This is a genomic window from Sunxiuqinia sp. A32 (assembly GCF_052690465.1).
This window is the reverse complement of record NZ_JBQYLI010000003.1, coordinates 26,083-39,638: the sequence shown is the minus strand read 5'-3', so window position 1 is coordinate 39,638 and position 13,556 is coordinate 26,083. Positions and strand designations below refer to the sequence as shown.

General features: G+C 37.7%; 9 protein-coding genes. 8 read left to right on the top strand and 1 reads right to left on the bottom strand.

The genetic code is table 11. The annotated features are described in order from the left end of the window. Positions 1-41 precede the first annotated feature (41 nt). The 4 genes from ACUNWD_RS03465 to ACUNWD_RS03450 all read left to right on the top strand — a co-directional run bounded on the left by ACUNWD_RS03465 (position 42) and on the right by ACUNWD_RS03450 (position 4,755). Entirely contained in the window at positions 42-731 is a 690-nt protein-coding gene (locus tag ACUNWD_RS03465) for an SIR2 family NAD-dependent protein deacylase (RefSeq protein WP_445586376.1), read from the top strand. Between the two features lie 22 nt (positions 732-753). Beyond that, the gene (locus ACUNWD_RS03460) at positions 754-1,365 is read left to right on the top strand and encodes a porin family protein (RefSeq protein ID WP_445586375.1); all 612 of its coding nucleotides are present in this window, start codon (positions 754-756) and stop codon (positions 1,363-1,365) included. 175 nt (positions 1,366-1,540) lie between these two features. After that, a complete protein-coding gene (locus ACUNWD_RS03455) occupies positions 1,541-3,895 on the top strand; it encodes a TonB-dependent receptor (RefSeq protein ID WP_445586374.1) in 2,355 nt (784 codons plus the stop codon). A 2-nt stretch (positions 3,896-3,897) separates the two neighbouring features. Continuing rightward, entirely contained in the window at positions 3,898-4,755 is an 858-nt protein-coding gene (locus tag ACUNWD_RS03450) for a DUF4249 domain-containing protein (protein WP_445586373.1), read from the top strand. A 74-nt stretch (positions 4,756-4,829) separates the two neighbouring features. Here the strand turns inward: ACUNWD_RS03450 and ACUNWD_RS03445 are convergent, their stop codons facing one another. Then, positions 4,830-5,510, bottom strand: coding sequence for a LuxR C-terminal-related transcriptional regulator (locus ACUNWD_RS03445; protein ID WP_445586372.1), 681 nt, complete (start codon positions 5,508-5,510; stop codon positions 4,830-4,832). A gap of 236 nt (positions 5,511-5,746) precedes the next feature. On the opposite strand from ACUNWD_RS03445, the gene ACUNWD_RS03440 reads away from it, so the two are divergent. The 4 genes from ACUNWD_RS03440 to ACUNWD_RS03425 all read left to right on the top strand — a co-directional run bounded on the left by ACUNWD_RS03440 (position 5,747) and on the right by ACUNWD_RS03425 (position 13,552). Continuing rightward, a complete protein-coding gene (locus ACUNWD_RS03440; protein WP_445586371.1) occupies positions 5,747-6,820 on the top strand; it encodes a hypothetical protein in 1,074 nt (357 codons plus the stop codon). Positions 6,821-6,951: 131 nt separating this feature from the next. Continuing rightward, positions 6,952-11,634: a S8 family serine peptidase gene (locus ACUNWD_RS03435; RefSeq protein ID WP_445586370.1), complete on the top strand. Its 4,683-nt coding sequence runs from the start codon at positions 6,952-6,954 to the stop codon at positions 11,632-11,634. 296 nt (positions 11,635-11,930) lie between these two features. Further along, the gene (locus ACUNWD_RS03430) at positions 11,931-12,482 is read left to right on the top strand and encodes an RNA polymerase sigma-70 factor (protein WP_445586369.1); all 552 of its coding nucleotides are present in this window, start codon (positions 11,931-11,933) and stop codon (positions 12,480-12,482) included. 59 nt (positions 12,483-12,541) lie between these two features. Next, on the top strand, positions 12,542-13,552 hold the full coding sequence (locus tag ACUNWD_RS03425; RefSeq protein ID WP_445586368.1) for a FecR family protein: 1,011 nt from the start codon (positions 12,542-12,544) through the stop codon (positions 13,550-13,552). Positions 13,553-13,556 lie beyond the last annotated feature (4 nt).

Below are 13,556 nucleotides of genomic sequence, written 5' to 3'. Positions count from 1 at the left end.
ACCCCCGATTTCAACTTATCTTTAATCCCAAATCAAAAATTATGAAGAAGAAGATCGTCGTATTAACAGGTGCAGGTATGAGCCAGGAAAGTGGTATTCGGACTTTTCGGGACATGGGTGGACTTTGGGAAGAATACGATGTAATGGAAGTTGCCAGTCCGCAGGCATGGGAAAATAACCCTGAACTGGTCATGAAATTTTATAACGACAGGCGAAAACAGTTGTTAAATTGTAAGCCAAATGCAGGGCATATTGGTTTGGCCGAATTGGAGAACAATTATGATGTTCAAATTATCACGCAAAATGTTGATGATTTGCATGAACGAGCTGGCAGCACCAAGGTGCTTCATTTGCATGGAGAATTGAAGAAAGTTAGAAGTGTGCGTTATCCTGAATTGGTTTATGAACTGGATGGATGGGAATTAAAGTTTGGAGATTTATGTGAAAAAGGACACCAGCTTCGTCCGCATATTGTGTGGTTTGGAGAAGAGGTTCCAGCGATGATAGATGCCATCCCCATTGTTGAATCTGCTGATATATTTGTGGTGGTTGGCACCTCGCTGAATGTATATCCGGCTGCGGGCCTGGTCCATTATACAAAGGATGATGTTCCCATTTTTGTGATTGATCCGGAACGTCCGCCGGTTTATCTGAGAGATGTTTCTTTTATAGAAGAAAAAGCTGAAGCTGGAGTAGCTGTTTTAAGGGAAAAGCTAAATTCATTTTTATGAAACGAACATGAATTTTAAACAGATGAAAAATTACTCAATTATATTATTCTTCCTTCTGGTTTCTTTTTCTGTAAAAGCACAGCGCTTTGAAGGAGGAATACTCGGAGGTTTAAGTGCGTCGCAGGTTGATGGTGATTTTACGAGAGGATATCATAAACCAGGTTTTACCGCGGGGGCGTTTGTGAAAACGGATTTATCAAGGTCTTTCTATGCAGGTATGGAAATAAAATATGCTCAAAAAGGGAGTCGTAGAAATCCAGATGCTGACACTGGCGACCAAAGCAAGTATATCATGAGGTTGGGTTATATGGATGTGCCTGTGTATATCGGAGTACGCACCAGCGAAGTTGTATCTTTTATAGCAGGTCTTTCAGCAGGATATTTAGTGCATAGTAATGAATACGATAATTATGGGAAGTTTCCTTCCGCTGATGAACGACCATTTAATGATATTGATGTGCAGGGACTAATTGGCACCCGCTTTGAATTGAGTCGAAAAATTACTCTGGATCTTCGATTTGCCTACTCAGTTTTACCAGTTCGAGAGTTGGAAGGAGATATCTTTTGGTATTGGTGGGATGATCAATACAACAATGTGCTCACAATCACTCTTTGCTATCGATTTGGCAGGTAAATCATGGAGATCGAATTTTAAAGAAATTTAACCACATTTTAGTTTGTTGATTCTCTTTTTGTTAGTTTGTTTGTAAAATTCTTTTTTGTTGAAAAGAAAATGCATTCAAAAACTGGAAGGATTGTCAATTGGGAAGGAAGGCAGAAAACACCAAACAAAATCAAACAATTAGAGAATGCTCAGGAATTTACTGATCTTTATAACTGTTTTTACTTCGACAATTTATTCTACAGCTCATCCTTATTCGGAGGATAGCAAAGCAAAGCGAAAAATTATTAGTGGTCATATTTGTGATGCTTCAAATGGGGAAAGTTTAATTGGGGCAGCCCTTTATGTGAAAGAATTAGGAGTAGGAACAATCAGTAATAATTATGGATTTTACTCAATTTCACTTGTTCCCGGAGAATATACGTTGGAGTTCTCATACATTGGATTCGAAAATTTGCAAAGAACAGTATCGCTGGATGAAAATCAGATTCTGGAAATTGAATTGGTTCCGGAAACAGAGTTGATTGATGAAATTAGCGTTTCGGCTGAGCGAAAAGACAAAAATATCACCCAGGTTGAAATGGGGGTTGAAAATCTTCAAACCAAAACTATAAAGTCTATCCCTGCGCTGATGGGGGAGGTTGACTTGATTAAGGCGATTCAGCTTTTACCAGGGGTTCAATCAACCAGTGAAGGTGGTTCCGGATTTAGTGTGCGTGGAGGAAGTCCCGATCAAAACCTGATTTTGCTGGATGAAGCATCAGTTTATAATGCTTCTCACCTGATGGGCTTCTTCTCGGTTTTTAATAATGATGCTATTAATGATCTGAAATTGTATAAAGGCGATGTTCCTGCGCAGTTTGGTGGAAGGTTGTCGTCTTTGTTGGATGTGCGAATGAAAGATGGCAATTCCAAGAAATTTTCGGGCTCGGGAGGGATTGGATTAATATCCAGTCGTTTGACGCTGGAAGGGCCAATTGAGAAAGATAATACCACTTTTATTTTTTCGGGAAGACGCACGTATATGGATTTGTTTTTGCCTTTGGCAAATGATGAGGATGTCAAAGGCAGTCGCCTGTATTTTTACGATGCAAACATGAAAGTCACGCATCGATTCAATGAAAATAACCGCTTGTTTTTGAGTTGTTATTTTGGAAGAGATGTCATGAAAAGTCCTGATTTTTCGATGGGCTTTGGAAATCAAACTTTTACTGCCCGGTGGAATCATATTTTTAACAGGAAGCTGTTCATGAACCTGACAACTGTATGGAGTAGATATGATTATTCATTAGGAACTATTGAGGGCGAACCTGAATCCTGGCGGTGGGAATCTCAACTGAGAGATGCAGGTTTGAAATTGGATTTTGGCTACTATATTTCTCCAAAACATTCGGTAAAATTTGGTGTGCAATCGTTTCATCATGCATTTGATCCTGGATATGCCAGGGGAGTGGGTAGCGAAACAGTGTTTGGAGAATTTGAAATCGATAATAACAATGCATTGGAGCATGCTATCTATATTTCTCACGAGCATAATTTGGGGAGCAAGTTGGTACTTAAATATGGGCTTCGGGCATCACTATTTCAAAATATTGGAGAAGGAGTTGTATATGATTATAATGCTGTCCATCAGGTAACTGATTCAACTTTTTATGAAGCAGGTGACATCTATCAAAGCTATTGGGGATTAGAACCTCGGTTTGGAATCAATTATATTGTCGCTAAAGATTTGTCGTTGAAGTTTAATTACATTCGAACCCGACAAAATATACAGCAGGCCTCTAATTCGATGGCCGGTAGTCCGTTGGATGTTTGGTTTCCGGCAAGTCCAAATGTAAAACCTCAGGTAGCGGATCAATTGGCATTAGGTGCTTTTCGAAATCTGAAAGGTGGAGTTTATCAGTTATCCATGGAGGCGTACTACAAAAACATGCAAAATACTATTGACTTTGCTGATCATGCAGATTTACTTCTAAATAAATACATAGAAGGAGAGCTTCGCATTGGTGATAGCAAAGCTTATGGTTTGGAGACGATGTTAAAAAAGACGGAGGGATTATTGACAGGATGGGCAAGTTATACGTTATCAAGAGCGGAAAGAAAGATTCCTGAAATCAATGATGGAAAAACATATCTTGCTCCCTATGATAAAACACACGATATAAGTATCGTTTTAAATTATGAAATAAGTGAGCGGGTTTCGTTGTCCGGGAACTGGATCTATACAACTGGTCAGCCGGTAACAATGCCAGTTCAGCGGTATGAACTGAATGGTACCATTATCCCATATTATTCTCAAAGAAATGGAACGCGTTATGGAAATTATCATCGGCTGGATTTATCATTAACCTTACAATCAAGAAAGAATAAGCATAGAAAGTGGAAAGGAGAATGGGTGTTCTCGGTTTACAATGCGTACAATCATAAAAATACCTGGGTGCTTAACTTTATTCAGGATGATGAAAATCCTGCAGTCACCTATGCGGAAAAAACATATTTGTTTCCTGTTATTCCATCGGTTAGTTACAATTTTAAATTTTAGGAATGATGCGATTACTCTATATTTTCATTTTGTCAATTTTGATTTTTTCAGCTTGTGTTGAGCAAGTCGAAATTGAATTGGATGAGGCTGGAGATGCACGGTTGGTGGTATTTGCTGAAATTACAAATGATGTAAGACAACACGAAGTGCATTTGACAAAGTCGGCACCTTACTTTTCAAATATGGAATTGCCTGCAGTTTCAAATGCTACCGTTAAAATAAGCGATGGAACAAAGGTCGTTAGTTTAATGGAAGATCGAGAGCGTCCCGGTTTCTATCTGACGCCAAAAGATTATTTTGGTGTGATTGGGAGAACCTATTCTTTAGAGATTTCAGATGTCGATGTTAATGATGATGGAGTACGTGAAACTTATACGGCAGAAACAGTTATGAAAGGCTCAGCTGCCATCATGTCTGTCGGGGTACAATATGATGCGAAATGGAAAGGTTGGGAAGTGGCAGTTTTTAGCCAGGATCCTGGAGAAACTGAAGACTTTTATCTTTTCAAAGTCTATAAAAATGGAATATTATATACAGATTCTATAGCAGATTATTGGACCACAGACGATAAATTCTTTAATGGGAGTTACATCAATGGCCCCATGGTGCAGTATTTTGATGAAGAAAAGGGAGAAATCGTTGAAGAAGGTGACACCATCACTTTGGAGCTTGCAGGAATCACAGAAGAGTATTTTTATTTTATCGATGGTGTTTCCAGGGAAGCTTCACCTAAAGTGCCTTTGTTCAGTGGACCGGCAGCTAATATAAAAGGGAATATCAGTAATGGTGCCCTGGGATTTTTCACCGTTATGGATGTTGATAGAGGCTATACTATTTTTCATTGGAAGCAAGGGGAGTAAAAGAGGCTCAAAATCCGGATACTTGCTATTATCTTATAATTCTATAAATAGATACCTATCGATTTGACGGATTGTTAATTGCAAAATGACCTGCAATTAGGGCATATTGGCCTAAAGTTTTGATTCAGGATATTTTGTCTGCAAGCATAAATCATCAATTGAAGGTGATTTAAATTTCCCAGCTTTTGACGTATGTTGTTCATATGAGTGCGAACTGTAGATATACTAATGTTTAGCGTATTAGCAATTTCATCATTGCCATTTGATTCAATCCAGGAACATAAAACTTCTCTTTCGCGAATAGTAAGCAGGGAGTCTTCTTTCACCCTTCTGGTACAATTAAATAATTCATCCAGCGCCTTTGGACAAAGATATTTCCCAGATTCAAAAATCTCGTTAATCGATAATATGACTTTTTCTGAAGAGCAGGTTCGAATGACATAACCATTTATGGAAGGCATAATGTCCTTTATTATTTCAGGAGAAACTAATTCAGAAACAATTAGGATTTTTAATTCTGGAAATGATGAATGAACTTTAGCCATCAATTCTGCGTATTTGGCCATCCAAAAAGCGAATTCAAAAATAATTATATCCGGATTTAATTGAGGAATTATGTTGAATATTCTTTCATCATTTTTTAGCAGAGCTATTACATCAAGGTTATTTTGATTCGTCAAAATTGCTTTCAATCCTTCCGCGACCAGCTTTTCGTCAAAGGCTATTAGAATTTTGATGGTTTTGTTAGTTAACATGCAGATTACATTAGTAGTACAAGTTACAAATTATTTTATTTCTAATAGATATTATTCATCAGTTTGATTATTCTTCTTGGTCATTTAGCCAGATAAAATGGCGATTTAGCCGATTGTGGTATTTAAGCAGTTTGAGTAACTTTTTTATCCTTTTACAAATATCTCTTATCGAAATCATTCAATTGTTAAATGATGAAATTCAAATTGCGCAGAAAACAATCTTAAAAACAAAAACTATGAAATGGAAATCTTTTTTTCTTATGCTGAGCACAATATTCTTAGTTGCTCTTATTACGCAGTGTTACCGCGGGAAAGATCATTTTATATATGATGTAGATGAAGATTCTGATCGCCCGGTTTGGGCTGGCGGGGAAACGGACTCAAATACCCATATTAAAGGGAATGATGAATCAGGAACAACACGCGGAGGTGATTATGGCGATTTGTACCAGCTATTGAGGGATAGAAACGGCGTTCCCAAAATGATCCAAATTGGCTTGGAATATTATGTACAACCTGTTGGGGCAGATGGAGCTGCACTAGAGTTAAATTCTGAAGGGGAGTTGGTTGATGAAACAAAAGCAATTCCCGTAGACTTTGGACGACTAAACATTGTTCGTTCTCCGCAATCTGTGCTAAACCAGGCTTTAGGTGAAGCTCTGAAAGTTATTAATGCAGGTGAGGCATTTTCACTTGATTTTTGCGGAAGGCTTATGATCTGGAATACGGTTGATGGGGTTTTAACAATAACTAAGACGATCGACTCGCCAAGAGAAAACATGGCTATCTACCAGGAAATAATGAATCATGCATTCAGCAATAAATTAACGATACTGGGAGACTCAGATGTCGATCCGTTTATGCTTGCAGCATGTTGCTTTGCTGCGGGGTCTGACAAAACAGGAACAGTAAATATTGATGAAGTGGTTTATATTAACGGCTTTATGGACTGCATTGGATGTTGTTATATTGAGAATGAATATGAATATGACTTTGATGGAGCAATAAAGCAGTATTTTAACTTTGGGAATCTTTCCGGGGGAAACAATCCATTTACCTATAACAGGGAAACCACGTATATCGATCGAATGCTTAAAATACTTGTCTTTGATGGAGTTGACACCTATCATTATGAGACCGTTTCAGTTTTACAGGCAATGGAAGATCGTGGCCTTTTTATGTATCGTTGGAACGGAACACCACTGACATACGTTGATGGTTTTTCAGCTGCGATTGACGATGCTGTCCAGGTACTCGAATTTGTACATGGAGACTCTAATATTGAATTCTTACCGGAAAGCCCGGATTAATAGTTATTTAAGGCCGATTCGGATATAAATTTTTTAGGATTTGTATTGACGTTATTTTCAATGGTGAAGTCCAATTGCGAGCTATTTGCAGTTGGACTTAAATGATTTACACTATGATATTTTTTAAAAAAATGAAGGTCCTTAGGAAGGAAATTTACTTAATAATTTTCTTAGTGGGTCTTTGTGGATTTGCCTATCCCCAGCAAAACACCGCGGAGAAAAATCAGAATCAGGAGAAATTAATTCAATTCGCAAAGCAAAAAAGTGCCGAATGGAAGATTGAGAAGAAGAAAGCTGATTCATTGGCAGCAGTGCTTGATTTTCCGATATTTTATTTTGAAAATAACAATAGCAAAGTAGTTATCCTGCAACGATTGGGAGCGAAAAACCGACCTGTATATTATGCAACAGATAATATTAGTGCTGCTGCAACTATTTCTGTAGATGAATTATGGGAGAATGATAATGAATTTCCGGCACTTAATGGAGAAGGGGTAAATATTAATATTTGGGATGGTGGTTCTATTCGGACCACGCATAAGGAGCTTCAAGGTGAGGACGGAGCAAGAGTTGTAATGCGTGATCTGGAATTGCCAGTATCGGATCATTCAACGCATATTGCCGGAACTATGATCGCAACAGGAGTAAAAGAAGAGGCGAGAGGTATGGCATCAAAAGCGTTGATTAAGGCATGGGATCTGAACGATGATCTTGCTGAAATGGCTGGAGCTGCAGCTGACGGGATTGTACTATCAAACCACTCATATGGTCCCTTTTGTGGATGGTATTATAATTCAAATACCGAAAGCTGGTATTGGTATGGCGATCCTGAAATTTCCGAAAATGAAGATTATGAATTTGGGTTTTATAATAATGTAAGTGCTGGGTTGGATCGAATCGCTGAACTGGCACCAAACTATTTGATTGTAAAATCTGCAGGAAATGATCGAGATGACGGGCCAACCTCCTCTTTTGAGCATTATGTTTGGGATGATAGCTGGATACTTGTGGATCAAGAGCGGGAGCCTGATGGAGGAGATGACGGGTATGATTGCCTGACCTCCATGTCTGTTGCAAAAAATATACTTACGGTTGGAGCGGTTGACGATGGTCGATCAATGACTCCTTTTAGCGCATTTGGCCCAACCGATGACGGAAGAATAAAGCCTGATGTCGTGGCAAATGGATACAACGTGTATTCTTCCACATCTTCAACTGATAACAGCTATGACACCTATAGTGGGACATCAATGTCAACAGCATCAGCCACAGGCGCAATTTCACTTCTCAATCAGCTGCAAAATGTGTTGCAGCCGGGGATAAAATTACGTTCATCCACATTGAAAGGATTATTAATTCATACTGCATCAGATCTGGGAAACTCCGGGCCTGATTATAGATTTGGCTGGGGAGTTTTAAATGTGAAGAAAGCTGCTGATCTGATGTATGCGAATTCAAATAATCAGGGGAAAAATATTATTGAGACGGTTTTGTCACAGGGGGAAGAAATCATAATTCCCGTATCTACATCAAGTTCTTACCCATTTCTTAAGGTCACTCTTTCCTGGACCGATCCTCCGGGGCAGCCGTCTCTTCCATCATTAAATTCCAGAGATACCAAATTGGTGAATGATTTAGATGTTTCAGTTCAAAATAACAATAGTCTTCAAACCTTTCTTCCATGGGTTCTTAATGTGGTAAATCCTGCTCAATCTGCGACTCATGGTGTCAATCATATTGATAATGTTGAACAGGTTTATATTGCCAATCCGGGCGATAATAATTTTAATATTAAAATATCACATTCAGGCTCCCTGGATGATGGTAATCAGGCATTCAGTCTGATAATTTCTGGCATCGAAACAACGCCTAATATTTTTCCGCCTCAGAATTTAACCTATACAATAAGTGAATCCGGCATTAATCTGAGTTGGGGGTCTCCTGAGGCGGGAACTCCCGCCTTTTACAGAATATACCGAAACGGAACTGTTTTAGCAGAAACCAGCAATCTTTACTATAATGATGAATCTATCATTTTAGACAATGTTTATAATTACTATATAACTGCCATATATGTCATTAATGACGAAGAAGTTGAGAGTCTCGAAACAAATCAGGTAACGGTATATCCTCAGACATTGCGTACTCTTCCATTTACTGTGGATTTTGAGAGTGAACCTGCTGAAGTACAAATGAAAGATAATGAAATGGGCTGGCGCTGGGGAGACAGCGAGTCATTAAATAGTTACTACCTTAATTTTTCAGAAAATGGTACAAATTTCATTGGCATCGATTCATATTCTGCTGGGGACGCAGTGCACGTATCAGACATCGCAATAACACCACCACTACGTCTGGGAAATTACAACAATGTTGTTCTGTCTTTTGACTATTTACTAAAAACCGGAATCTATGATGCAATTGATGAGTTGCATGTAGTTTATAAACTACAATATGAGAATGGATGGAATGAGCTTGAGAATTTGTCCTCGTCCTTTAATTGGGTGCATGAAAGAATTGAGTTCCCTTCTGAAATATGTATAGATGGTATACAAATCGGGTTTTACTACGACGATTTTTATCAATGGGGAATGGGAGCAGGGCTTGATAATATTGAGGTTGTCGGGGAATTGGACGAATCTGTGGATTTGAATATACATTCTTTGGAAGCTCCTGTTTCATCTTGCGTTCTTACATCAAATGAAAACGTTATACTGGAAATTGAGAATGTAGGAGCCTTGGCAGCACCTCCGGAAACCACTATTAATATTCATGTAACCCTGTCAGATGGAGCAGATTTTACGGAGTCTTTTATTCTCGAAGATAATCTATTTCCCAATGGTATTGTAACATACCAGATGAATCAAAATGTTGACCTCTCGGAAGCTGGAAGTTACGTTTTTGAAATAGAAATTTCGTGCATTCTTGATGGGAATGAGTCTAATAATACATTAGTGAAAACGGTGGATGTTTATGGGCTGCCACAGCTGGCTATTCTAAATACAGACACCGTTTTTTGCAAGAACGATCAGCAGATTTTAGTTGAGGTTTCTCCTCTCGGTGGAACATTGTCAGGTACAGGGATTTCAGGAATGTACTTTGATCCTGATGTTGCTGGTTTTGGAACACATACTATTACTTATTCAATGACAGATGAGAATGGATGTCACGGCGAGACATCCAGAAATTTTGTTGTTGTTGCTACTCCAGAACCATCAATTTTAAATGAGGATGTTACATTTTGTGTTAACGACGAAAAGATATTAGTAGAAGTTTCCCCGATAGGCGGTATCTTGAGTGGAGCTGGAATCTCGGATGACTATTTTGATCCGGCTTTAGCCGGTGTTGGAGCACATACAATCTCCTATTCAATAACAGAAGGAGAGGGATGTGATGGAGAGGTTTCTATAGATTTTGTTGTCACGGAGGCATTGGAGCCTACAATCTTAAACGAAGATTTAATGTTTTGTGAGGATGAGCAGGAGGTTTTAGTTGAGGTTTCACCATCTGGTGGGATATTAAACGGAACTGGAATCTCGGGAGACTATTTTGATCCATCCGTTGCCGGTATTGGTATTCACACACTTTCTTATTTGGTAGTAGATGAGAACGGTTGTCAGGGTGAGGTACTCAAGGATTTTATTGTCAATGCAAGACCGGAACCATCAATTTTGAATGAAGATTTGATATTTTATGAGAGTGACCAACCAGTTTTGGTGGAAGTTAGTCCCTCTGGTGGAGTTCTATCAGGAACCGGTATTTCGGGAGACTACTTTGATCCATCTGTCGCAGGTATTGGTATTCATACAATTACTTATTCGGTAACAGATATTGACGGTTGTCAGGGGGAAGTTTCAAAAGATTTTGGTGTTTATGCTTTTTCTGAACCAGAAATTTTGAATGAGGATCTAACATTTTGTGAAGATGACCAAGAGGTTTTGATTGAAGTTTCTCCTGTTGGAGGTATTCTGACAGGGACCGGAATCACTGGAGAATATTTTAATCCATCGCTCGCGGGTGTTGGCACTCACATTATTTCGTACAGCGTGGTTGACAAAAATGATAATGAATTGATGGTTTCAAGAGAGGTAATTGTTAATTCTATACCAATCGTATCTATCATTAATAGCGAATTTGAAATTTGCGAGGGGGAAGATCCGATCAAAATTGAGGTTTCCCCAACCGGAGGAACACTGACAGGAGCAGGAATTCAAGGTTCATATTTTTATCCGGATATGGCAGGCCCTGGCAATCATGAAATAGTATATGAATATATCAATACGGGTAGTTGTATCGGAACAGCATTTGGTTCTTTTGAAGTACACGAAAATCCGCTGGTTGATCTGGGACCTGACCAGGTTGTTGATGTTGATGATAATATTTTGCTAACAGTGTCAGGTGATGGTTGCTCATTTGTTTGGTTTGATGAATCCACTGAAAATGAGCTTTCAATAGAAGCTCAGGAAATAGGGATAGGCACTCATGATATCTGGGTATGTGCAATGAGTGAGAATAATTGTTCTTCAATAGATTCAATGATATTAACGGTTGATATTTCTGATTATATTGATGTCGATAATTCGTGCGACTTGATTGTTTACCCCAATCCTTTTTCTGAAGGCATTTATCTAAACTTGAATGAAAATGAAGTCATTACTGATATTCAGTTATTTGATATTGACGGCAAAGGGTATTCCGTGCATCAAACAACAGACCGTCGATATTTCAATTTATCTCACTTGCCAGAAGGAATTTATATTCTAAAAATGACTACTAATCTGAAAGTCTACGAATTTAAAATTGTAAAAATTTAGTTGTGTAAAATGAAAAAAATGTAGTCGATGATTAGTTTAAATATCAGTAATTCAAATAAACGTGAGTTTGGTGTGTTCGACGAAGAAATTCTAAAAAGGTAATTTAATAACTACTAGCGAATCATTTAAATACACGGATAATTGGTTTAATACAGTAGTGGACAGTTAGAAAGTATGAAATAATAAAGGCTGGTAAATTAGCATTAGATTAGTATTGTTGGTACTTCTTCTTTCAGTTCCTTAATAATTTCAATATTTTTACCCGATTGTTATTATACACTCGAATAAATTAAGAGATGAATAAAGAGGAGCTAGTTTTAAATGAAAAAACATTCAGTGAAATGTTTGATGAATATTATTCTCCTCTTTGCCTTTTTGCAAATAAATTTCTTAATGATATCGATCTCTCTCGTTCGCTGGTTCAGGAACTTTTTGTTGATCTTTGGTTGAAAAGGGAGAAGATTAAGGTACGCGAATCCATAAAGTTTTACTTGTATAAATCAGTCAAAAATAGATCCATCGATTATTTACGGGAGCTAAATAGAAGTGTCAGTATATCTGATATCTCGGAAAGTAAACTACATTCTCCTTTTGTAGATAAAATCGAAGAAGCTGAGTTGAATGATCGAATTAATCAAGTAATAAGCGAGTTGCCTGAAAAGTGTCGTGAGATATTTATTTTATGCCGTTTTGATGGTTTAAAATATTCTCAAATTGCTGAGAAATTGAATATATCAATTAAGACTGTTGAAATGCAAATGGGAATTGCTCTAAAAAAAATCAGATCAAAAATATCAGATATTCAATACTTTAAGTTGTTGGTGGCCATTTTTTTGAAAAAAAAATGAAAATCCTTACAGGGTAATTTTTCAAATTTCCGTCTATTCAATGATTAACCATTGTTGAGATGACGAATATTGAAAAAGAAAATGAATTAATCTCCAAAGTAATTTCTGGAAACGCGACTGAAGATGAGGTGTTACGATTAAATCGTTGGTTGTCTGAGTCGGAAGAAAATAGGAAGATTTATAGGGATAGTAAGAATGCCTGGAAGAATTCTGAAACTTGGATAGCTCCTGGCAACATTCAACAGGACAAGTTAAAGATTGTTTCCGAAATCAATAGGCGGTTATTACATGAGTCAGTAAGAAATAGGAAGCGTTCTATTGTATATCTGGTTGCTGCAATTTTGGCTTTTCCGATAGCAATAGCTTTAAGTAACTTCTTTATTTCAGGGCCATCGCTGGATGTTCATTTGGCAGTATCACAGGTTTCTTCGCCAAATGGACATATTTCTAAATGTATACTTCCTGATGGAACAGTGGTTTGGATTAATTCGGAATCTACAATCACCTATAATGCTGAAGGCTTTGCTGAAGGAACAAGAGAAGTAAAGTTGGAAGGTGAAGCCTATTTTGACGTCACTAAAAATGAAGGTAAGCCATTTTATGTGAGAACGAACCTTGCCGATGTAAGAGTTACAGGAACTTCGTTCAATGTAAAAGCATATTCCGATTCCAAGTTATTTGAAACCGTTTTAAAAGAGGGAAGTATTGAGTTGGAACTTGGAGGTAGGGACGAGAATCAAAAGATAAAAATTAAACCAGGTGAGAGGGCGATTTTTGAGGCTGATCAGAAAAAGCTTCTCATCCAAAATGTCGACGCTCGAATTTACTCGGCATGGCGAAATGGTCAATTAATTTTTAAAGACGCAACACTTAATGACTTAATTAAGGAATTGGAAAGAATTTATGAAGTTGAATTTAAGCTCAATGATCCGGAGCTGGGGAACTATCGTTTTAGGGGTACTTTCAGTTATGATAATAACTTAATTAAAGTGTTGGAGAAATTCAAGGTGACTGCCCAGATTGATTATTACATTAGAAATAATGAAGTATGGTTGACAAAAAATAACTAAACAC

Bases quoted from the DNA above. Each gene is read 5' to 3' on its own strand.
- ACUNWD_RS03440 (WP_445586371.1), top strand. From the start codon at position 5,747: ATGAAATGGAAATCTTTTTTTCTTATGCTGAGCACAATATTCTTAGTT.
- ACUNWD_RS03460 (WP_445586375.1), top strand. From the start codon at position 754: ATGAAAAATTACTCAATTATATTATTCTTCCTTCTGGTTTCTTTTTCT.
- ACUNWD_RS03450 (WP_445586373.1), top strand. From the start codon at position 3,898: ATGATGCGATTACTCTATATTTTCATTTTGTCAATTTTGATTTTTTCA.
- ACUNWD_RS03435 (WP_445586370.1), top strand. From the start codon at position 6,952: ATGAAGGTCCTTAGGAAGGAAATTTACTTAATAATTTTCTTAGTGGGT.
- ACUNWD_RS03425 (WP_445586368.1), top strand. From the start codon at position 12,542: ATGACGAATATTGAAAAAGAAAATGAATTAATCTCCAAAGTAATTTCT.
- ACUNWD_RS03455 (WP_445586374.1), top strand. From the start codon at position 1,541: ATGCTCAGGAATTTACTGATCTTTATAACTGTTTTTACTTCGACAATT.
- ACUNWD_RS03445 (WP_445586372.1), bottom strand. From the start codon at position 5,510: ATGTTAACTAACAAAACCATCAAAATTCTAATAGCCTTTGACGAAAAG.
- ACUNWD_RS03430 (WP_445586369.1), top strand. From the start codon at position 11,931: ATGAATAAAGAGGAGCTAGTTTTAAATGAAAAAACATTCAGTGAAATG.
- ACUNWD_RS03465 (WP_445586376.1), top strand. From the start codon at position 42: ATGAAGAAGAAGATCGTCGTATTAACAGGTGCAGGTATGAGCCAGGAA.